General features: G+C 37.6%; 16 protein-coding genes and 1 pseudogene. 10 read left to right on the top strand and 7 right to left on the bottom strand.

Annotated features, from left to right (window positions below; translation table 11 throughout):
• The first annotated feature begins 265 nt into the window (after positions 1-265).
• The 4 genes from ACOWPH_RS11770 (at position 266) to ACOWPH_RS11785 (ending at position 4,028) form a co-directional block, all read left to right on the top strand.
• On the top strand, positions 266-1,126 hold the full coding sequence (locus tag ACOWPH_RS11770; RefSeq protein ID WP_015215566.1) for a polysaccharide pyruvyl transferase family protein: 861 nt from the start codon (positions 266-268) through the stop codon (positions 1,124-1,126).
• A 150-nt stretch (positions 1,127-1,276) separates the two neighbouring features.
• Positions 1,277-2,137, top strand: a complete 861-nt coding sequence (locus tag ACOWPH_RS11775) for a hypothetical protein (protein WP_171815802.1) — start codon at positions 1,277-1,279, stop codon at positions 2,135-2,137.
• Positions 2,138-2,322: 185 nt separating this feature from the next.
• Complete coding sequence (locus tag ACOWPH_RS11780; RefSeq protein WP_015215568.1) at positions 2,323-2,682, top strand: VOC family protein; 360 nt, start codon at positions 2,323-2,325, stop codon at positions 2,680-2,682.
• 50 nt (positions 2,683-2,732) lie between these two features.
• Complete coding sequence (locus ACOWPH_RS11785) at positions 2,733-4,028, top strand: recombinase family protein (protein ID WP_015215569.1); 1,296 nt, start codon at positions 2,733-2,735, stop codon at positions 4,026-4,028.
• A 283-nt stretch (positions 4,029-4,311) separates the two neighbouring features.
• On the opposite strand, the gene ACOWPH_RS11790 is transcribed toward ACOWPH_RS11785, so the two are convergent.
• A complete protein-coding gene (locus ACOWPH_RS11790; protein ID WP_015215570.1) occupies positions 4,312-5,820 on the bottom strand; it encodes a hypothetical protein in 1,509 nt (502 codons plus the stop codon).
• A gap of 258 nt (positions 5,821-6,078) precedes the next feature.
• Here ACOWPH_RS11790 and ACOWPH_RS11795 point away from each other — a divergent pair, with 258 nt between their 5' ends.
• Positions 6,079-7,695: an ArnT family glycosyltransferase gene (locus tag ACOWPH_RS11795; RefSeq protein ID WP_015215571.1), complete on the top strand. Its 1,617-nt coding sequence runs from the start codon at positions 6,079-6,081 to the stop codon at positions 7,693-7,695.
• 64 nt (positions 7,696-7,759) lie between these two features.
• Here the strand turns inward: ACOWPH_RS11795 and ACOWPH_RS11800 are convergent, their stop codons facing one another.
• Entirely contained in the window at positions 7,760-8,131 is a 372-nt protein-coding gene (locus ACOWPH_RS11800; protein ID WP_015215572.1) for a hypothetical protein, read from the bottom strand.
• A 272-nt stretch (positions 8,132-8,403) separates the two neighbouring features.
• On the opposite strand from ACOWPH_RS11800, the gene ACOWPH_RS11805 reads away from it, so the two are divergent.
• Positions 8,404-10,308, top strand: coding sequence for a chloride channel protein (locus tag ACOWPH_RS11805; protein WP_015215573.1), 1,905 nt, complete (start codon positions 8,404-8,406; stop codon positions 10,306-10,308).
• Positions 10,309-10,381: 73 nt separating this feature from the next.
• Here ACOWPH_RS11805 and ACOWPH_RS11810 read toward each other — a convergent pair whose 3' ends face one another.
• A complete protein-coding gene (locus ACOWPH_RS11810; RefSeq protein WP_015215574.1) occupies positions 10,382-10,795 on the bottom strand; it encodes an AbrB family transcriptional regulator in 414 nt (137 codons plus the stop codon).
• 684 nt (positions 10,796-11,479) lie between these two features.
• Between ACOWPH_RS11810 and ACOWPH_RS11815 the strand changes: the two genes are divergently transcribed.
• From ACOWPH_RS11815 to pyrR, 3 genes are all read left to right on the top strand, one after another.
• Positions 11,480-11,923, top strand: coding sequence for an Rrf2 family transcriptional regulator (locus ACOWPH_RS11815; RefSeq protein ID WP_015215575.1), 444 nt, complete (start codon positions 11,480-11,482; stop codon positions 11,921-11,923).
• A 63-nt stretch (positions 11,924-11,986) separates the two neighbouring features.
• The gene (cbiB, locus tag ACOWPH_RS11820; protein WP_015215576.1) at positions 11,987-12,949 is read left to right on the top strand and encodes an adenosylcobinamide-phosphate synthase CbiB; all 963 of its coding nucleotides are present in this window, start codon (positions 11,987-11,989) and stop codon (positions 12,947-12,949) included.
• Between the two features lie 214 nt (positions 12,950-13,163).
• The gene (gene pyrR, locus ACOWPH_RS11825) at positions 13,164-13,703 is read left to right on the top strand and encodes a bifunctional pyr operon transcriptional regulator/uracil phosphoribosyltransferase PyrR (RefSeq protein ID WP_015215577.1); all 540 of its coding nucleotides are present in this window, start codon (positions 13,164-13,166) and stop codon (positions 13,701-13,703) included.
• 66 nt (positions 13,704-13,769) lie between these two features.
• Here pyrR and ACOWPH_RS11830 read toward each other — a convergent pair.
• The 4 genes and pseudogenes from ACOWPH_RS11830 to ACOWPH_RS11845 form a co-directional block, all read right to left on the bottom strand.
• Positions 13,770-15,672: pseudogene (locus ACOWPH_RS11830) on the bottom strand (response regulator).
• A 15-nt stretch (positions 15,673-15,687) separates the two neighbouring features.
• Positions 15,688-16,134: a response regulator gene (locus tag ACOWPH_RS11835; RefSeq protein WP_015215579.1), complete on the bottom strand. Its 447-nt coding sequence runs from the start codon at positions 16,132-16,134 to the stop codon at positions 15,688-15,690.
• 135 nt (positions 16,135-16,269) lie between these two features.
• The gene (locus ACOWPH_RS11840) at positions 16,270-18,327 is read right to left on the bottom strand and encodes a PAS domain-containing sensor histidine kinase (protein ID WP_015215580.1); all 2,058 of its coding nucleotides are present in this window, start codon (positions 18,325-18,327) and stop codon (positions 16,270-16,272) included.
• A 138-nt stretch (positions 18,328-18,465) separates the two neighbouring features.
• Positions 18,466-21,309: a PAS domain S-box protein gene (locus ACOWPH_RS11845; RefSeq protein ID WP_015215581.1), complete on the bottom strand. Its 2,844-nt coding sequence runs from the start codon at positions 21,307-21,309 to the stop codon at positions 18,466-18,468.
• A 1,186-nt stretch (positions 21,310-22,495) separates the two neighbouring features.
• Between ACOWPH_RS11845 and ACOWPH_RS11850 the strand changes: the two genes are divergently transcribed.
• Positions 22,496-22,969 carry a molybdenum cofactor biosynthesis protein MoaE gene (locus tag ACOWPH_RS11850; protein ID WP_015215582.1) on the top strand — a complete coding sequence of 158 codons (474 nt, stop codon included), beginning with the start codon at positions 22,496-22,498 and terminating at the stop codon, positions 22,967-22,969.
• Positions 22,970-23,096 lie beyond the last annotated feature (127 nt).

Genomic DNA, 23,096 nt, shown 5'->3' on the forward strand with positions numbered 1-23,096 from the left:
ATCCATACCAAACGAGATTTGGCGAATTTTTGATGCAGCAGCAGGCAGCAAATAATCTGCTTATTGCATGGCTTCGTAAGTTAAATTTGTATATAAGCCGTATCAATATCAATACTTATAGCTCTCAATGGTAGTGTATGTACGTATTTACAGCTTATACCGTGAGAGCTTTTTTACTCATCTACCCACTTTGCAAACATTCTCTATATGGTTATACTATTTTAAAATTTAGATGTTTTGCTACCGACAATCCAATTATGAAGTTATGAAGCTTTTTTATTATCAGGAGAATAATTTCGGCGATAAACTGAATCCTTGGCTATGGAGTCAGTTGATACCAGAAGTAATAGATGAAGATCAGAGTACTGCTTTTATTGGTATCGGTACTTTAATTAATGATAAATTACCGCTAAAGACAAAAAATGCCCGTTTGCGAGTGATATTTGGCTCAGGAGTGGGTTACGCACAAGGTGTACCACAGATAGATAAATCTTATAAAATTTACTGCCTTCGTGGCCCGCTATCAGCACAAGCATTAGGAGTTTCGACTAAATTAGCAGTAACAGATGGAGCAATACTAATTAGAAAATTATTTAATAGTAATAGCAAAAAGCTATACAAATTTTCTTACATACCCCATTATGAAATGGCTGGAGAAGGTTGGCGTTTAGTTTGTGAAAGATTAGGATTTGGGTATATAGATCCACGCTGGCCAATAGAAAAAGTTTTGTCTTGTATCAGCCAATCCCAAGTTATACTTGCAGAAGCTATGCATGGTGCGATTATTGCTGATTCATTACGTATACCCTGGATTCCAGTTGTTTCTAACTCTACTATTCTCTCATTTAAGTGGCAAGACTGGTGTCAGTCTATTGATACAGAATATAAACCATCATATGTAAAACGTTTGCATCATCCTCGTCAAAAACTAGATATCTTATTGCCCGCGCGCTTAACCCGTGATTGGTTCAGACAACAAGAGGCTGCATCACAATTACTTAATATTACCAAAACCGTACATCCTAGTTTAAGTACTGATAAAAAGGTGGAAAATCTGACTGAAGAAATGGATAAAATACTTCAAAAATTCAAGGAAGATTTGGCAAAAGGTGCTTTTATTAAATAATTCTCAAGAAACACAGGGAATAGGTTACAGCAAAGAAGTTGTATGGGTATAAAATCAGAACAAGCATTTCTTTCAAATTTTGTATAACCTGTCAATTCTTAAGTCCTAACATCTTAAAGTATTCCAAACAATAAATGAAAATATATGAATATGTCTAACAAATTCTGCTTTTGTACCTTGGCTGTAGGTGAAAAATATCGTACTCACACACGGATGTTAGCTAAAGATATTCAGCAACACACACCTGCTACAACCCTATGCATTCTAACTGATCAGCCAGAGTTTTTTAAGGAATTTCCTCACGTTCTGGCATTCAAGCACCGTCTTCAAAGTGTGAAAGGGTATCATGATAAACGCTTCGTCCTTGAAAAGGCTCTCTCACTATATGATAGTTGTATGTTTTTAGACTCTGATGTCAGAATTCTTGGTCCTGTAGTAGGAGAAATGAATTGGCTTTCTGGAATCACAGCGAGAGCTGGTAGTGATTTGCTGCACCGTATGGCAAATATCAGTAACTCCAAAGAAATTCAAGTTATAGAAGAAGTAGCTCAGAAACTAAATATTGATCTTCAACAAGTCCAGTGGTTCCATGAATTCATGTTTGCTATGAAGGGAGAAGCAGGATTGGAAGGAAAGTTTTTTCAGCTTTGGCAAACAATTTCTTACTTATTTGAAATACGAGGAATTTATCATGGTGAAAGCTATGCTATGGGACTAGCTGCCGCTAAAGTAGGCATGACAATCAGATTTGAACGCGAAGATAAGTTTCCGTTCTTTAAGGACAATATAGAGCGAGTAAGAATAAAAAATGGACAATCGAATTTGTTGGAAAAAAAAATCTATTTCGAGATTCAAAAAAATATTGAAGATCCAAAACGTCCAATTTATAGAAAAATAACTGATAAATTAATTAAAGAAACCGTGTTTCTTTATAGATTATTGCGACTGAGAAATTTTGCTAAACATGATTCTGAGTTTTACAAACTTTTTGACGTAAAAATATATCCTTAATTATTTTTTGGATTGTCGTGATTTTCTGTTGTTAATTGACGGCTTTTTGCTAAACTGTTAATTTTAATTAATTAATCTTAGAGTCTGTTTGAAAAGTTTTGGGCGAATATAATATTGCTCCGTAACGCCAAGCTTACCAATCAAGATTCAGCGATAAATATAGTTACTTCCAAATATTAACAAAAATGCAAATTACCCAAAGTCTTCATACTGCTATACTCGTCACCGACTTACAACGTTCAGAACACTTTTATGGCAAAGTATTAGGATTAACAAAAATAGACCGCATTCTCAAATATCCTGGTGCTTGGTATCAAATCGGTAATTATCAAATACATTTAATAGTTTCATTATCTGTCCCCACCAAAAATCAAAACGAAAAATGGGGACGTAACCCGCACGTTGCTTTCTCAGTTGTTGATTTAGAAATAGCAAAAGCAGAATTACTGAGTCAGAATTATCCCATTCAAGCTAGTGCTTCTGGTCGTCCGGCTATTTTCACCCAAGACCCAGATGGGAATATTATTGAACTAAATCAACAATAGTCAAACTAAAGCTGTGACAGCCTTTAGAGAAACTTTAAGTTTATGACTAAATGAGAATTATTGCTTATATTTACAGTGATCCCCTTTTAGAAACTGCTCCCGATGAAGCTAGTTGGGGTTGGGAGGTAGATCGAGTTTATCAAGATTTGGGAGAGGGACAGTCGCAATTACAACAATTACTAAATGACTGTAAATCAGAACCAGCAAACTATTTACTAATTCGTCGGTTAGAAGAATTAGGGGATACGATCGCACAAGTAAGCAATTCCCTCAACCAACTTGAAGCAATGGGAGTCATTGTCATTGCTACAGAACAAGCATACACTTCTGAATCTGCTAAATTCCGCGTCGAATTGCTGAATTTACTCCAAGAAATCCAACGTCAACAACGTAGTCGCAGCATCCGTCAAGGACACGCCCGAAATCGTCTCGAAGCCTCTCCACCACCGGGTAAAGTCCCATACGGCTACCGCAGAGGTCAAGGTAAATATATAATTGACCGCAGTACTTCACCTGTAGTCAAAGAATTTTTTGATAATTTTTTACTCTATGGTTCTCTACGTGGTTCAGTTCGTCACTTAGCCAAAAAATACGGTAAAAAAATCTCTGTCACCACAGGAAGGCGTTGGTTGACAAATCCAGTTTACCGGGGTGACACGGCATATCAAAATAATGAAATTATTTCTGATACCCATGTGGGAATTATTTCTAGGGAAGAGGCAGCACAAGTTGACAGACTTCTACGCCGCAATAGTCGTTTACCATCTCGTACCGCTAGTGCGCCTCGTTCTTTAGCTGGGTTAGTTGTTTGTAACCAATGTCAGTCTCCGATGACAGTTACTCGTGTGACTCAGCGATACCAAGATAAGGAGTATTTGTATTTACGCAATACAGACTGTCCCCAAATTCCTAAATGTCGTGCTATTTCTTACTCAGAAGTTTTAGAAAAGACGATTGAAATTGTTTGTCGAGATTTACCTTTAGCGGTAGCAGGGATGAATTTTCCTCAACTGGATGCTATTAAAAATAGTTTAAGTGATCACATTTCCCGTCAGCAAGAAATCCTCCAACAGCTACCGACATTGATAGAAACTGGAGTTTTAGATACAGAAACAGCTAAAATCAGGGCTTACAAACTCCGTACAGAAATTTCTCAACTCCAAGCCAAGTTAGCAACTCTTCCACCTGTCAATTTGCGTTCTGTGGCTGAAGCTGTTTCTATTCCCCAATTTTGGTTAGATTTATCAGAAGTAGAAAGACGGTTTTATTTGCGAGAATTTATCCGCGAAATAGATATAATTCGTCAGGATAAAAAATGGAATTTACAAGTCATTTTCATTTTTTAATCTAAGAGGAATCAAGAATAGGAGAAAAACCGGAAATACTCTAATTCCTCGATTTACCAATTACTTAATGAATTAGTATCTAACTATGGCTTGCTTAATAAAGCTAAAACTTAGACATATCAAGAGTTGGAAGGTTAAAAAAGTAAATCAGGTGCAAGGAATAAGCGTTGAAACTACCAAAAACCTATTAGTGGATCTGATTCAAGACTATTCTTCTCTTCTTCTAATTCTTCCTCCTGACTCCTAGCCCTAACGGAAAGGCTTTTTCCGCAAACCCTAACTATCAAGATGATTTAGGAGATTTACCTGCATTTCTTACATTCATCACTTTACTAAGTAAATCAAACCAAAATGGCGCTCCCATGGCAATAGCTAAACCGCTAATTAGCCAACCAAAAGTCATTCTTAATACATTAATAACAGGCCAGCCATTAATCTTAACTGCTTTTCGTTCCAGTTGCTCTTTTAAGTTATCATCTGTCCAACCAATTGGGAAATTAACGTCTTCTAAAATTTGCGTAGTATTTATATTGTCTAAATTGGTAGAACCAGATTGTTGATCTATTATTTTTTCAGCTTTATAAACAATTGTTTCTCGCAGTACCGTATCTTTCGATAAGCGATCAATGATATGAAAGGTATCTGCATTAGCACCGAAAGCTAGGACAATACCAAGTAAAATTGCTACTCCTTTAGCATTTCGTTTGTAAACACCACCTGCTCGCTGCATGGAACTATCAAAACTATTTTCAATTTCTCTTCTTAAGAGTTGAATACCTTCTTCTGTGCTTTTAGCTCTGTATTGCGCTCGTTTAGCTATGGTTTCGATATTTTCTCTGATTGCAGGTGGTAAACCATCCACAAATTGGTTAATCGTTTGATATGTTTGATTATCTCCACCTTGGAAAGCTGTCTTCATTTCTTTATACACAGCGTTACTTGTATTCATTAATTGCACAATTTCGTTGATATTAGGCTTTAATCCTCCTACTATTATTGCTTCTTCCGTATTTGCAAAAGTATGTTTGCAAAAAGCTTGCAATCGCAGCAATGTTTCTATCAATACTTTATTTTCATTATCTATATTCGCTTGAAAATTATCTATATATTTTTCCAAACTTTCTTTCATCCGATTAACGCTGGTATCTATATCAATTTTATGGTCTTTAAAATCAGCCACAATATTTGTATATTCTGACTTGAGATTTTCAAAATCATCATTTATGTCTTGGGTGATATGATTTGATAATTCGGTAAGCTCTATTTGTCTTAGGGATCTGGTTAAAATTGTTTCAACTTCCTGCAACCGTTGGGTTTTGAATTTTTCTAGCCTTACTTCTGTTAAACTATGGATAATTTTTGGTAGTTGTAATTCTTCTATGAGAGTTGCAGCAAAAGTATCTCCTCCAATATAAGAAGGTCCACTGTGTGATTGATCAAAGGTCTTCTCTCCCTGTGGAGATTTAGACAATAATTTTCGGATTGGACGAGTTATATCAGCTATTAACCAAGTTAGTTTTCTCGGTAAAACAGAGAAAAATCCTTTTGCTTCTTGATTGATACTTTTTATTAAAGGATTACTATAAATTTTATTGACTAGTTCAATTACATCCTTGGCTTGTGAGTTGCTAACATCTCCAGCCAGGAGAATTTCAATTGATTTTTTTAAATGTATAGCTCGCCACTGTAATACTGTAGCCATTAGTTCTTGAATTTCTGCGGCTAACAAACTTAAAATTAAGTAAATAAAAATTAAACCTAGGGCTACATCCAAAATAAATGGTAGGCGCATTTACAGACTCCTTCAGGGAAATTGACCAGTTGCGGTTTGTATTCTTTATATCATTTAACGGGAAAAATGCTTGTTAACTTCTTTAAAAAATAAATAAGAAAAATTTTGTTCAAAAAATTATCATTGTTCAGAGAAAACTGAGTTAATTTGGGATCTAGCCATTGCTAGTGAAAATGGTTTGTGACTGTGTGGCAACATTGGAGATTCACTCTGGTCTCTATGTAATCAAACCAGCGAGTAAAATGATTAGCATAGAATATGCCTGAAGGAAGCTATATTTGGACTCATCTCGAAAAACAACATCGCGCAGTTGACAAATGGATTGATTGGATATGGCTGATGGTATTGCTGTTAGCAGCGGTGTTACTCTTTAGCATCAATCTGGGAGGAATACCGCTACGAGATTGGGATGAAGGGACCGTGGCACAAGTTGCTAGAGAAATTTGGCAGGCCCCAGCAGGTTCCATGCGCTGGCTTTACCCTACCTTGGGAGGTGAACCATACCATAGCAAGCCACCCCTCATGCATTGGCTGATTGCTTGGGTTTACTCTCTGGGTGGTGTGAATGAATGGACAACTCGCTTACCTGGTGCAATTTTGACAGCGATGTCTGTACCTTTACTGTATTGTATGGGTAGGGAGATTTTTCGCCAACGTTGGGTAGCTATTTATAGCGCCTTGATTTATTTGACAATGCTACCGGTAGTGCGTCATGGCAGGTTAGCAATGTTGGATGGGGTAGTGGTAAGCCTGTTGATGGTGATGATGTTGTGTGTGTTGCGATCGCGCCGAGATTTACGCTACTGTCTTGGTGTTGGTATCAGTTTTGGGTTAATTTGCCTCACTAAAGGCATGGTGGGCATCTTATTAGGTTCTATTGCTGTGGTCTTTCTCTTTTGGGATACACCCAGACTACTCACTAGTTACTATCTGTGGATAGCAATCTTCATTGGTATTCTACCTGTGATGGGTTGGTATGCTGCCCAACTACTGCACTATGGTTATCCTTTCTCGCAAATTGAGGCGGTGAATCAACCATTTCATCAAACTGCTGCTGTTGCCAGTGGTCGCCATGAACCATTTTGGTATTATCTGTTAGAAATTATCAAATGGACATGGCCTTGGCTCGTATTTTTACCGCAAACTGTGCGCTTTACCTGGGAAAATAGAAATCTTAGCTGGGCAAAACTCATTATTGTCTGGACTGGTGTTTATTTACTGCTGATTTCCCTTATTAGCATCAAATTACCTTGGTATGTCTTCCCCATTTATCCCAGTTTGGCATTAGCTTTTGGTTTCCAGTTAGCAGAGATAGAGAAATTACGTTTATTTTCATCCTATCCTCGCGCTTGGGTGACTAGTTTTGCAATTTTGGCTGTGGTGGCTGCCGCTGGTAGCATTTATTTTAGTTGGGTCAGCGGTAAAACAGACTTACAGGTAATTTTGGCCGCAGTAGCTATGACTATGACTTTAGCGGCTATTTTAGCAGAGCGAGGTGATAGGCAATTTTTGAAAATTTTGGTGTGGGGAAGTTATATTTCCCTACTGTTGTTGATGAAATCTAATTACTGGGTGTGGGAATTGGGAGAGGCTTATCCAGTCAAACCAATCGCTACAATGATAGCTAGTGCCAATCCACAAGCCAGGGAAATCTACACATCTTTTCCCTATTCTCGTTCATCGTTGAATTTTTATAGCGATCGCACCATTACTCCCGCTTCTACTGGTGAACTGCTATATTATTGGCAATACAATAGCCAACCCTATTTCCTCTTAAATGCCTCTGCTTTAGAAACCCTCAAACTCAAATCTATCAAAGTAGTTGATCAAGCCGAAGGTTGGCAATTAATCACAAAAGACAGCAATAAGTTCTGAGTATTGAGTACCGAGTACTGAGTGAGTGGTTGACTTGGATTTTCACTCATAACTCAGTACTCATTCATTCCTCATTCACCTTCTCAGTTCCTGGAACCAATGGGATATTGTCGTTGGTTTTTTCTTGAGTCATCACAACGGCTGTCAATAAAATAACACCTCCCACAGCCAAAGCGACTAAAGGTCCCTTGAGAAGAATTAAATCTCTGATCATCCTAGCTAAAGGTCGGCTTTGACGACGCAATGCTGAAGAAATCATAATTTGTTTCCAAGTAAACGGATCACGGACGTAGTGACCACTTTTACAAACTACAAGCCTTTCCTGACAATATGGACAGGTAAATAAGCCTCTATAAGTTTTAACAGGCTGTGTCCGGTTATTTCTTTGACAAATAGGGCAAGTAACATAATGATTATCAAAAGTGTGTATATTCATCTAGCTCGTCCGCCTAGTCCATTTACTCGCTCTATAACAATAGCTATATTGAACTTTGATCACCAATAAGTAGCCTCGGCAATATTGTCTGAACATTAGTAATGCATCACACATACAATTTTTCTGACTACTAATTGAGGCTATATAGTCGTAACACGAGTATAGCCAGATTTAGTAAATCAAGCATACTTGTCTGGTTACTAAATCATGGCTCACAATGAGAATTAACAAATAAAAAATTTAATTTTTTCTGGCACTTACCCCGTTTCTCCATGACTCTCTTGCCTCCTACTCAATTGAGGAAGGTAAGGCCACTACCTGCCTTTCCCTCACCTTCTGCCAATTTGACTCAACTAATTAATCGTTTTCAACCATCACCAGAAACAGTAGTGCTGTTTTTAGCCATGCTTATTGGTGGTGGTACTGGTATGGGTGTAGTTACCTTTCACTATCTAATCCAGCTGGTTCACAACTTGATGCTGGAAAATTTGATGGGACTGATTGGAGTCTGGGGTGGTTGGACTTTAGCTTGTGTTCCTACATTAGGCGGACTGATTGTGGGCTTGATGCGTTGGCGTACTCAAGACTTTGGCCCTGGACTTTCATCTCTAATAGCCGTCTCTCAAGGTAGAGAGGTAAAGCGACAATTGCGTCCTGTAACCAAGATGATAGCGGCGGCTGTTTCTTTAGGTAGTGGAGCCTCTTTAGGACCAGAGGGGCCAAGTGTAGAAATCGGTACTAATTTTGGGGTGTTGCTATCAGATGTGCTGCAAGTTTCTCAAGAGAGACAGCGGTTACTTTTGGGTGCTGGTGCAGCGGCTGGTTTAGCCGCTGGTTTTAATGCTCCCATTGCTGGAGTATTTTTTGCTCTAGAGGTGGTCATGGGTACTACATCCTTTGCCACTTCGGCGGTGAGTGTGGTCTTACTAGCAGCAGTAGTAGCAGCCTTAATTGCTCAAATTGGTTTGGGGTCCCAACCTGCTTTTGCCTTACCTGCTTACCAAGTCCGCAGTTCTTTAGAATTACCGCTTTATCTTGGATTGGGTTTGGGCGCAAGTTTGATTTCTGTAACTTACACAGAAGCAATACGTTTGGCTAAAGCGTTTTTTGCAGGACGGGTTCCGGGGTTTGAATTTCTTTTAAAAATTCCTCAACCAATTCAGCCCATCATTGGTGGTGCGATCATTGGTACAGTAGCTTTTTATTACCCACAAATTCTAGGTATTGGTTATGGTACTGTGCAACCCATGTTGCAAGATCAGGAATTTTCTTTAAATCTGTTACTGATATTGATGGTTTTAAAACTGCTGATGACCGCCGTTTGTTCCGCTAGTGGTTTTGTGGGTGGGTTGTTTGCACCAGCAATGTTTTTAGGTGCTTCTTTTGGGTCTGCTTATGCCAAATTTTTAGCTTTGATAGTGCCAACAATTGTTGAATATATGGCGGCTCCTCCAGCTTATGCAATGGTGGGTATGGCTGCTGTTTTAGCAGGTAGTGTCAGAGCGCCTTTAACAGCTATTTTAATGTTGTTTGAATTAACCCGTGATTACCGCATTGTTTTACCTTTGATGGCAGCGGTGGGTTTAAGTGTATGGTTAGTTGAGCGTATCAAGCCAACTTTTAATTCTAATTCTAATCTTCAACAGATTGGTCTGGCGGAGTTGAAAGATGAACAAGTGGAGATAGTACAACAAATTTCAGTGGCAGATGCAATGAACTCCTCTCCCAAAAAACTGCCTGTAACTCTGGGGATTTTAGAAGCATCTATGGAAATGATCCGCGATCGCACACGCAGTGCTTTAGTAATTGATGCATCTGAGAAATTAGTTGGTATTCTTTCTCTAGACGATATTAACCGCGCTCTTTCCTTTTGGGAAAATTACCAAAATTCCCCTCCTGAAATACAGGCTAATTTTTCTAGTCAAACACTCATAGACATTTGTACAACTGACATCCTCTATGCTTGGCAGGATGAACCATTATCTGAAGCTTTAGATCGTATGGCGTTGCGTGGCTTGCATCAGTTACCAGTGGTAGCAAGAGACAAACCAGATTGCATTTTAGGTTTACTAGAAAAAGAACAAATTGCTTTAACTTGTAACTTGGCAGCAACACGCAAAGCATTACAGCACTATTTACAAGTCTTACCAACAACAGAGATAGTCATTGGTCATTAGCTATTGGTCATTGGTCATTGGTCATTGGTTATTGGTAAAGATAAACAACTGACTAATGACTAATGACTATTTATTAAGCAGTAGCTTCTACTTCGGCATCATCTTCCCTATCTTCTGGGTCTACTTGCCGTAGTCGAATGTGTTTTTTCCCTAAAGTGATGATAAATTCATCTCCAGGTTTGAGATTCATCTGTTTTGTATAAGCTGAACCTATCAATAAATTGTTGTTGGACTGCACACTAATTCTATAGCTTGCACTACGTCCACCACGGCCGTTGGCGCTAGGTGTACTATCCAACTGAATGCCTTCAGCATCAATTAGAGCATTTAGGAACTTCATCATGTTGACGCGCTCTATACCATTTTTAGTAACGGTATAATAGCCACACTGTTTAGCTTTATCTTCTTTGCTCTCGTTCTCTAGCTCCTTAACTTTTTTGAGGAGTTCATCACCGACAAGGGGGTCAATTTTTTTCAGTTTAGGCATCAACTTAGGTCGAAAATGAATGTTTGAAGTGGTTGAATCGATTTTATTTTAACTGATACTGAGATAATAGGAACGGAATCCTTTATTTTTATCTCAGCATAGCCAAGTATATTACACACACAGGCAAAATTGTTGCACAATTACCAATCTTTTTCAGACATTTTCTAAAAATAATTCTGGTCATGCTCATATATCTTCTCTCTAGCAATCAGATTTGATTTATAAACTTACTCTCTACCAGACGCTACGCGAAAGTAGAAGCGCTTAACAGGGAGTTAGGAATTGACAATAGGAAAGAGGGGAGGTAGATGATTAGGTCGTTTATTCAAAAAATCAAATATGATTCCTATATATATGGTTTGTGAATTACTACCAAGCTGTATTTGTTTAAGTTTTTTAAAGCCATGTGAAATAGTCGTCTACTCACCGGAGATGAACCTGATCAGACAAAATGATAAGCAAACCTGATCTTTAGTCATAAGTCATGAATCGTAAGTCAGTGACAAAACAACTGATAACTGATAACGTAAGCATTCAGCTTATGGCTAACCACAGGCTACACCAACAGCATTTGAATAAATGATGTTAGCCTTCGTTTAAAGTCGATCACATTACTCCCAAGGCTTAAGAGTGTGCGATGTTGGCACAACCTGCTGTTACATATGCCTACCTGATAACTGATAAATGAAACTAACGACTAAAGGACACTATAGTGTTAAGGCATTACTAGATTTGACTTTACAGCCAGAATATGGACCCGTATCTGTAAGAACAATTGCCAAGCGTCAAGATATTCCGGCTCCTTATCTAGAAAAGTTACTCATAGAAATGCGTCGCGCTGGGTTAGTCAAATCAATTCGTGGTAGCGTCGGTGGCTATCAATTATCCAGAAAGCCTGCACAAATCTCTATAGGACAAATTTTAGAGGCAGTGGGAGAAAACATAACTCATTTACCTTTGAATAGTCCACCACTAACTCAAGCAGAAGATTGGGTAACATTTACCTTGTGGCAAAGACTGAACCAAAAGCTGAAAGAAGCTTTGTACAGCATCACTTTGGCAGACCTTTATTATGATGCCCGTAGTTGGCAAGCATCTTTAGGTGAAGAAGCTAGTTTTGTCGTTTAGTCAGTTATCAGGGAATAGGCAAGAGGTAAGAGGTAAGAAGATAAATATTCTCCCCAATGACCAATGATCAATAATATCTATATCTTAATTATTGCTGCCTTGTTAGATTACTTAATTGGTGATCCTTGGGGTTGGCCTCATCCAGTGCGAGTGATGGGATGGATAATTTCTTGGTTGAGTAAATTTTTTCTGCAACATTGTCAGAGTTCTCTAACACAACGTCTAGCTGGAATTGTAATCGCTATGATTCTCATCGTCGGGAGTGGTTTATCTGGCTGGTTAATAATTCAAATTGCCAGATGGCTAAATCCATTGTTAGGAATTGTTTTAGAGAGCATTCTCCTAGGCAGTTGTTTTGCTCTTCATAGTTTGCGAACAGCTGCGGTAGATGTAATCCAACCTTTAACTATAGGAAAGTTAGAGGAAGCAAGACAAATTTTAAGTAATTATGTAGGTAGGGATACAACAAACCTCTCAGCAGCAGAAGTTTTACGAGCAGTTTTGGAAACAGTGACGGAAAATGCTACTGATGGAGTGATGGCTCCTTTGTTTTATGCAATTCTGGGTGCATTTATGCCATTGGTTGGTGTGGTTCCTTTGGCTTTAGCATATAAAGCTAGTAGTACTCTAGATTCAATGGTGGGTTATCGGGAAGCACCTTATACTTATATTGGCTGGTTTAGCGCGAGGTTAGAAGATGGTTTAACGTGGCTTCCTTGCCGTTTAACAGTCATGACTTTAGCACTTTTATCACTTAAACCCGTCAATGTTTGGCGAATTTGCCACCGGGATGCTATTCAAGATCCTAGTCCTAATTCTGGTTGGAGCGAGTGTGCCTATGCTGCTATTTTAGGTGTGCAGATGGGTGGAATAAATTGGTATCGTGGGGTTGCTAAACATAAGCCATTTTTAGGAGATGCTATTTATCCCATCACCCCAACTTCGATTCACCAAGCTTTGCAATTGACTCGATATTCGTTTTTGTTATGGTTGGGTTTGGCAATATTTTTAATTCGTAATTCGTAATTCGTAATTCGTAATTCGTAATTCGTAATTCGTAATTCGTAATTGGAGATAGGGAACAGGGAACAGGCAAAAGCTAAGAAAAAGAGAAATTTTATCCCAACTTCCCAGCTTCCCAACTTCCCAACTTCCCAACTTCCCAACTTCCCAGTCCCCAATCCCCAATCCCCAGTCCCCAATCCCCAGTCCCCAATCCCCAATCCCCAGTCCCGAATTTATGTCTACTAAAGTAGTTGAAATTCTCTCATCAGAAGAACTGCGTCGTACTTTGACTCGTCTTGCTTCTCAAATTGTGGAAAGGACGCGAGATTTGTCACAATTGATACTTTTGGGCATTCATACTAGAGGCGTGCCATTAGCTAACTTATTGGCACGTCAAATAGAGATTCTCGAAGGTGTCAGTATATGTGTTGGAGCATTAGATATTACATTCTATCGTGATGATTTAGACCAAATTGGCTTAAGAACTCCAGCCAAAACCGATATCCCTTTTGACTTAACGGGAAAAACGGTTGTCTTAGTGGATGATGTCATTTTCAAAGGACGGACAATTCGTGCTGCTTTAAATGCTGTTAATGAGTATGGTAGACCAGAGGTGATTCGTTTAGCTGTATTAGTGGATAGGGGACATAGGGAGTTACCAATTCACCCAGATTTTGTGGGTAAAAAACTGCCCACGGCTCAAGAAGAAATTGTGAAAGTTTATTTACACGATGCAGATGGACGTGATGCGGTGGAGTTAATTAGTAATGGGTAATTGGTAATTGGTATTAAATTTTTCAAATATCCTCTAAGAGTAGGAGTCGCTATTCAATACTCAGTACTAATTTGACGAATCACAACTGATCACAGTTTTAATTGTTTGTAATAATTGGTTTGCTGTGAAAGGTTTGCATAAGAAAGCTTTTACACCCATATTATAAGCTGCATTCACTTTATCGCTTGAGACTAGTCCGCTAACGGCAATAATTTTGACTTCTGGATTAATTTTTTGCAAGGTACGAATGCTGGTTATTCCATCCATACATGGCATGATCATATCTATTAATACTAAAGATATTTTATCCCGATGTTCTACATATAAGGCTATTGCTTCAATACCATCATGGGCTGTAATTACTTTATAAGTATAATTTTCTAGTGATGTTTTTGTAATATCACGAATAGCAGCTTCATCATCGACTACTAATATCAGTTCTCCATTACCTTGAGGAAAAAATATTTCTGGTGCTTCTATAGTTTCGGTTGTATCTTGTGCAGGTAAATAGACTTTAAATTGACTGCCTTTTTTGTCTTCGCTATTAACATTGATAAAACCACCATGACTTTTAACAATTCCCAATACTGTAGAAAGACCTAGACCCGTGCCTTGACCGAATTCCTTAGTCGTAAAAAACGGTTCAAATATCCGGTCTATTATAGTTGGTTGAATACCAATTCCAGTATCAGTTACAGTAATGACAATGTAAGGTTTGGCTTGAGCCTCAATGTGCATTTGGGCGTAATTTTCATCAATTAAGAGATTTTCGGCTGTAATTTTTAAAGTACCACCGTTGGGCATAGCATCACGGGCATTAACACATAGATTCATTAATACCTGGTGTAACTGAGTAGCATCACCAGAAACAGTCCAAAGAGTTTGGGGAATTTGGGTAATAATTTCAATTGTTTTTGGAAACGTTTCTTTAATAATTTGCTGAATTTCAATTAGTAAGTGTTTTAATTGTACAAGGGTACGATCGCCATCTAACCCACGGGCAAATGACAATACTTGTTTAACTAAATTAGCTCCTCGTTTAGCATTTGTTAATTAATATGGGAATTAGTCGTCGAGAACGTTCATCTTGGACTTGAGTTTCTAAAAGTTGTGCTGTCATCAGAATGGGTGCGAGGACATTATTTAAGTCGTGGGTAATACCACTTGCTAAAGTGCCAATACTCTCTAGTCTTTGAGCGCGTAAAAATTGCTGTTCTAGTTGCTTTTTTTGAGTAATATCGGTGTTGACAACTAAAATAGATTGAGGGTTTTTACCGTATGCAGGTACTAATGTCCAACGGCTCTCAACAATAATTTCTTTACCACATTTTGTAGTTTGCGCTAGTTCTCCTTTCCAAGAACCATTTTTGATGATAGTTATGAGTGCTTTTGATAATTGCGACAATTTTTTTTCTGGACACAGATGATGTATTTTTTTCTTTAGGGCTTCTTCCGTACTCCAACCATAGAGATGTTTAGCCGCTTGGTTCCAATATAAAATTTGGTCGTTTAAATCACCTACAAAAATAGCATCGGTAGCGACATCAAGTAAAGCGGCTTGTTGGCGAATTTTTTGTTCTGTTTGTTTACGTTCAATAGCGTAGCGAATAGAGCGTTCTAATAAAGGTGCAGTTAATTGGCTTTTTTCTAGATAATCTACTGCTCCGGCTTTCATGGCTTCTAAATCTATTTCCCTGTCGCCTTGACCTGTGAGTAAGATTAAGGGAGAAGTTGAACCTTTGTCAATGGCTTCGCGTAAAAGTTCTAGACCGTTATGCGCTCCTAAACGATAGTCTACTAAATAGATGTCATGTTGGTGTTGAGCGATCGCTTTTCTGGCTACTGGATAACTATTCACCCATTCCAACTCACAGGCAGCTACCTGAAATTCACTGAACCAATCACGAGTTAAAATATAATCATCTTCATCATCATCAATTAATAATACTTTAATTAGGCTATCATTCATATTGTCTCTTAGTGCTTATAGAGGCATTTCTACAATTTCCAACCAGTATTTTCCTATAGTTCTCATCACTTCCACTAAGGATGTAAAAGTTTCTGGCTTAATAATAAAGGAATTTGCGCCCAATTCATAGGTATTATAGATATCTTCCTCCGCCTTAGAACTTGTCAGAACTATCACGGGAATGCGCCGTAATTTCGGGTCAGTTTTAATTTCTTTTAGCACCTCAAGTCCGTGTTTTTTAGGCATATTTAAATCTAGTAAAATTAAAACTGGATCAGGTGCTTTGCTAATATCTGTATATAATCCACGGTGGCATAAATAATCCATTAACTCCTCACCATCTCTAACGATATATAGTTGAATGGGCAATCTGCTTTCTACCAAAGCATCATGAACTAATAGACTATCATCATCGTCATCATCAGCCATTAAGATGGTGACGGTTGCTTGCCGATCTTTCACTCTAAATTTTCTCCTTTGTACTAGTTATTAGTATTTAATAAGTAATTGCTATAAACAAACTGCCGTCCACATTTTTACAATTAACCTAATTTTTATGTGTGCTAGTAATCCCTCTCTAGGAAGAAAAATTAAAAATTAGGAATTAATTGGTAATGTGACAATAAATATTGCTCCTGCTCCTGGCTGACTTTGTGCAGTAATAGTACCATGATGTCGTTCAGTAATTTTTCGGCAGATAGCCAAACCGATGCCAGTACCTTCGTATTCACTGCGACCATGCAGACGTTGAAAAACATTGAAAATACGGTCAAGATATTTTTCTGCAAAACCAATTCCATTATCTTCAACAATGATTTGAAAATATGCACCGCCGAGAGCTAAGTCATCAGCAATGTTGTTTACAAATTGACCATGTATTTTAATAATAGGTGGTTGATTTTGACGATGGAACTTGAGAGCATTACCAATGAGATTTTGTAATAATTGCCTCATTTGTAAAGGATCTGCTTGAATAATGGGTAATTCACCTACTTCAATTTGTCCACCAGTTTGCTGAATGCGTACTTCTAAATCAGATAATACTTCTTGGGTAATTTGTGCTAAATTTACCTCTACAAATGGCTGCGCTCTAGTTGTGACCCGTGAAAGTGTCAATAAGTCTTCAATCAAAGTCTGCATTCTCAAGGTTGCATTTTGCATCCGTTCTAAATAATCATGTCCTTGTTCACTTAAAGAGTCACTACAGGTAATTTTTAAACGCTCACCAAAGGTCTTAATTTTTCGTAGTGGTTCTTGTAGATCGTGGGAAGCAATAAAGGCAAATTGTTGCAGTTCTTCATTAGAACGGGTGAGTTCTTGTCGCTGCTTGGTTTCTTGTTCTAAAATTAGGCTTTGTGCTAGTGCAATGGCGATTTGATCAGCAAGTTGTCGCAAAAGTCCAATTTCCCAATTAGTCCATTGACGGGTATGTAGACATTGATGGGCTATTAGTAGTCCCCAAAGTTGATTTTGGCGAAAAATGGGGACGACAAGGTTAGCTTTAACTGCGAATTGTTGGAGAAATTCAATATGACAAGGTTGAAACTGTGCTGTTTCGATATTGCTAATAGCGCTAATTAGCCCTTGACTGTATTTTTGGATGTATCCTTCATCAAAACAAGGGTCAGTAATATTTTGCCCCAGGATAATCGGTAAACCAGGAACTACAGCTTCTTTAACTACTAGGAAAGAACCATTGCTATGTAATTGCAAGATTAAGACTCGATCTGCTTGGAGTAATTTTTGTACTTCTGTGACACTGGTTTGGAGAATGTCATCAATTTGTAAAGATTGACGAATTTTGAGGGTGATATTAGCGAATAATTGCGATCGCAAATTTTGCCTTTGTAGTTCTGCTTGAACACGCTTGCGGTCAGTTATGTCCATCATAGCCCCAATCATCCGCACTGCTTTACCTGCCTGGTTATGAACTACATAAACACGATCAAAAATGTAGGCATAAGTACCATCGTTACGCAAAAAGCGGTATTCATTCGACCAAAATTGTTTACCACTATCAATCGCAGTCCGTATATCAGCAGTAATTCTGGTTCTATCATCTGGATGTATTCGTTCGCGCCACCAAATTGCATCTAAATCAACCTGTGCCGAAGTATAACCAAAAAGGGTTTGTACAGATTGATTCCACCACACTTGATTAGTCAGCAAATCCCAATCTCTCAACACATCATTAGTAGCCAATGCCACTATTTGAAACCGTTCTTCACTTTGACGTAATTGTTCTACTGCCAATTTACGTTCTGTAATATCTGTATCTACACCACATATTCGTACAGACACTCCTGATGAGTTTTGAGAAACTACCCCTTTACTAGCTAACCAACGAATACTACCATTAGCTAAAACAACTCGAAATTCAATTGCAAATGCTCCCCCATTTTCAATAGCTTCTTGATAAGTATGTTTAACAAATTCACGATCTTGGATGTGAATGCGGTCAAGAATAGCTTCATAACTGTGATTAAAATTGTCTGTGTCTAAACCAAAAAGTACTTCCAAATTATCCGATCTAGTAATTTTATTACTGATTATATCGAAGTTCCAAATACTCATAGAAGCCGCATCTAGTGCCATTCTAATCTGTGCTTCCCACTGATGCCCTTGCTCAGTTTCTTCTGGTAATTTATTGATCATTTTAAATCTATACAAGTAGAGTAACGTAAATAATTAAAGGTTTGTAGTCAGGTCTAAAGACTTGACTAAGAGCGAATTTTGGACATTGTTACTTTACTTAACATGGATTGATTTCTCTTTACCAATCTATCTACTTAACTATTCCTGACTATTCAGTTGATACAGGGTTTTTAATAGTTCTTGTACTGTGAATGGTTTAGGTAAAAAGACTAGATTATTACAAGGATTATCCAATAAAATATTTTTATTTATTCCTAGTCCACTCATGGCAATAATTTTTAATTTGGGATTAATATTTTGCAATTTATCAATAGTGGTACTTCCATCCATAGTTGGCATCATCATATCAATAATTGCAGTATTAATTCTATCTTGATTTTGCTTGTACAGGTTTACGGCTTTCTGTCCATCACCAGCAGTTATTACTTTATAATTATAGTTTTCTAATGAACTTTTGGTAATCTCCTGAATAGAAACTTCGTCATCTACGAGTAAAATCCATTCTCCATTGCCAATAGGCATTTCTATTTCTATTAAAGACTCAACAACTTCTGTATAAACCGCTGGCAAATATAATTTAAAGTCTGTCCCTTTGCCAACAGAACTAGATACAGTAATAAAACCACCATGCCCTTTAATAATGCCTATAACTGTTGATAAACCCAGTCCTGTCCCTTTGCCAAATTCCTTAGTTGTAAAAAAAGGTTCAAATATTCTATCTAATATGTTGCTGGAAATACCAGTTCCTGTATCACTGATCGTGATGACAACATAAGAACCAACTTGTGCATCTAAATGCATTTTTACATAGGTTTCATCAATCCAAATATTCTCAGCCGTGATTGTTAATTTACCACCATTAGGCATGGCATCACGAGCATTTAAGCATAAATTAATCAATACTTGGTCTAGTTGGGTAATATCACCACAAACTGGCGATAAACTTGGCTGAATTTCCGCATGAATTATGATGGATTTAGGAAATGTTTGTTCAACAATCTGCTGCATTTCGGAAATCACATACTTAACTTGAATTACTGCGCGTTGGTTGATGCCACCATAGGTATTACCTTGAATTCCCCTGGCGAAAGAAAGAACTTGTTTAACTAAATTAGCACCCCGTTTAGCATTATTTTCTATAATCGATAATATCGGCTGATTTTCTTGATCATGATATTTATTTTTTAATAGCTGTGCTGACATTAAAATGGGCGATAGTACATTATTTAAATCATGAGCGATGCCACTAGCTAGAGTACCGATACTCTCCATTCTTTGAGCGCGTAGAAATTGTTGTTCTAACTGTTTTTTCTGGGTAATATCAGTGTCAATAACCAGGATAGAATTAGCTTTTTTATCCTCATCATGTACTAAAGTCCAGCAACTTTCAACGATAATTTCTGTACCAGATTTTGTGGTTTTATTTAATTCTCCTTGCCATAAACCTTGTTTCAAGACGGTTTGATAAATTTTCTGTTGTTCTAGCACAGGTTCATTAAGCCAGATTTGATTAGCATTTATGTCTATAACTTCTTCAATTTTCCAACCATATAATTTTTCAGCACTTTTATTCCATAGTAATATTTTGTTGTCTAAATCTCTCACAATAATGGCATCAGTGGTGATATCTAGTAATGCTGCTTGTTCACGGAGTTTTTGTTCTACTTCTTTACGGGCTGTGATATCTTCAAAAATGTATAATCGCCCAAAATATTTAGCAGATGATGTATTCCGAATTTGGGTGGAAAAGCGCCGGATAATGCGCCCATCATTAAAGCTAATTTCATCTTCAATTACAGAACGATTCGTTTCATCTTGTAAAATTTGACATGATGCCGTAAAGCCAGCTATATCTGCTATTAATTGGCAGCAATCAGGAAGAATATCTTGATTTTTTAATTCTTGCGCTTCCATACGCTTTTTGAGATGTTCAATTTTCCAAATTTCACAAAAGCGGTCATTAAAATACAGGATGTCATCAGTCCGATTATCAACAACATAAAATGCTAGTGGTGAAACACTATTCATGGATCGCAACAGTGCTTCTTGCCAACGCAATTCATCTTCTGCCTGCTTGCGTTCAGTAATATCTTCTACTATGTAGGCAAATTGCTGACTACTACCATGATTTTTAGCGATCGCAGAAACTGTCGCTGATAACCAAGTTTGTCCTTGGGGGGTTTCGTAAGAATATTCAAACCTAACTGGTAACTGGGTAAGTTCTGCTTGACGATAGTGATTAATCCACTGGTTTAAATCCCTATTCTCTGCACCCATTTCCCGCGCTAGACGATTTTGCATTGCTTCTGGGGTAAGTCCCAAAAATTTCGCCGTATTGGGATTATCAGAAATATGTAGGATGTCGTTATCGACTAATTCCACAATTCCCATCATCATTGGCGCACTCTCAAAAAAGCTGTGTAAGGTAGATTCACTTTGACGCAGCGCTAATTGTGCCTCTTTATATTCTTCATTTATATGGGACAGTTCGGATAAATTGCGCCTAATTTCTAATTGTCTAACTACAAGGCGACTAATAGATTCTAATCCGGCTAACTGTTGAGGGGTAATTTGACGTGGTATTTTATCCACCACGCACAAAGTGCCTATGACCTCACCTCCTGGTACAATTAAAGGGATACCAGCATAAAACCTTACATATGGTTCTGCGGTAACGATATCTGCTGTGGCAAAACGTTCATCTGCCAATGTGTCAGGAATAATCAAAACCGTACCTTCTAGCAAGCAAATTGGGCAGAAACCTTCATCTCTAGGCATTTCCTGCACATCTAACCCTACCTTAGCCTTGAACCACTGACGATGGGCATCAATTAGATTAATCACAGCAATAGGTGTGTTGCAAATCTGCGCGGCTAACAATACTAAATCATCAAAAGGTTCTTCTGGTGAAGTATCCAGAATTTTATACTGGTGAAGAGTTTTAAGTCTCGCGGCTTCATTGTTAGACACTGGGAATTTCATCAAATTTTTCCTACTATAGTTTTTATATAGAAATCCGGTTTGATTCCTAAATTTACTTGTGTAGCCAAGGAACTCTTAACAGGAAAGACAGAATTGATACCTACTGAGTCTTGTATGGCTACGCCACGCAAGCTATCAAAAATCAAATAGGAGTCCTATAAAATGACTACGTATTCTTGTATGAATCTCTGTCTTAAACATCTCCTAAACCGGGAATAAGCTAATGCTTCCTGCTTAAATTTTGAATTAAAGTATGATGCGCAGATTTTAATTGCTGGTCTTAATAGTAAATTTTATCCTTTGTTAATTAAATTATTACTGTACTTCATTGGTTCATAAAGTTGCTATTCAAAGGTGTCTAATGTTCAGTAAATACATAAATTTGTTGTTTGCCAATTAGTAAAAATTCAGGGTACAGAATATTTAATATAGAAGGGAACAGAGAACAGAAAAGAAAAATATTCCTCCTCCTGACTCCTGACTCCTGACTCCTGACTCCTTACGCCAATTATATATTAATCTTTCTGGGGGAGGATGACAGCAAAATAGATTTTGTGTATGAATTAAATGGAAATTCAGGATATTTACTAATAGATTAGGAATATTTTTATTCAATTAAATTACTCCTACAATAATAAAAATCATGTAAAAATTTAATGGGCATTAATATTGATTTACTCTTCTTGTTTTATGAAAATTACCATATGCTAAGAGGTGTGGCTTCTCTAAAACTCTGCCTGTTCCTAAAACTCATAGATACGCAAGTTGAATATATATCCGCCTAAGAGACATTATACAATGTATGTAATAAAAGGAATACACTGTATTATATATTTATTTTGTCACATCAAAGTATGTAAAATGTAACTGGTATCTTTTATGTATAGCTGTAGTCACATGGCTGAGGAAATGGTTGATTGCTCAAAGCCTTGTAGCAACTGGTTCTATATCATTTAAATTCTTCGTTATATTTCTAAACGCAGCCATGCCCGCAAGTTTTTACAGAACTTAAGACTCAGCACTTAGAGAACTCCACAAAAAAGATGATCCAATCTTGTGGGATGGGCATCTTGCCCGTCCTTATATTATTAGCGGGCTTTTCGGCCCGCACCACAAGAAATTTTGGGATATTTTTTTAATTGGAGAACTCTTACTATCAAGCTATCCACCGTTTCAGAACTTAGTCATGAAAACGAAACTTCCCATAAAACCCAAAGTCGAAGATAGCTTTGGTATTTTCTTTGCTCCATTATCTCTTGAAGAAGTGTACAATCAGGCTAACAACCCGGCTAATGGTGCAGTAGTGCTGATGAGTGGTATGGTTCGTAATCAAACCGATGGGAAACCTGTGGTGGCTTTAGAGTATCAAGCTTACGAACCTATGGCTTTACAAGTATTTTATCAAATTGCGGCTGATATTCGCTGCCAATGGTCTGATGTAAATCGCATTGTTATATATCATCGTATTGGACGGTTAAAAATAGGCGAAATCAGTGTTTTAGTAGCGGTAGGGTGTCCTCATCGAGGTGAGGCGTTTGCAGCTTGTCAGTATGCAATTGATACCCTCAAACATAATGCACCAATTTGGAAAAAAGAACATTGGCAAGATGGTTCTAATTCCTGGGTAAGTATTGGTGCTTGTGAACAAGAAGAATCTTGAAAGTTTTTTCTATATACAGCAGAATACCGTATTTTTCAGGTTCTAGATGATTCTGACTTCTGATTTCTAACTCCTGATTTCTGCTGTATATGTTGCAATTGTTTACAGATATTGCTATTAACTATTG

This window comes from Anabaena sp. PCC 7938 (genome assembly GCF_049315035.1).
Lineage (GTDB): Bacteria > Cyanobacteriota > Cyanobacteriia > Cyanobacteriales > Nostocaceae > Anabaena > Anabaena cylindrica.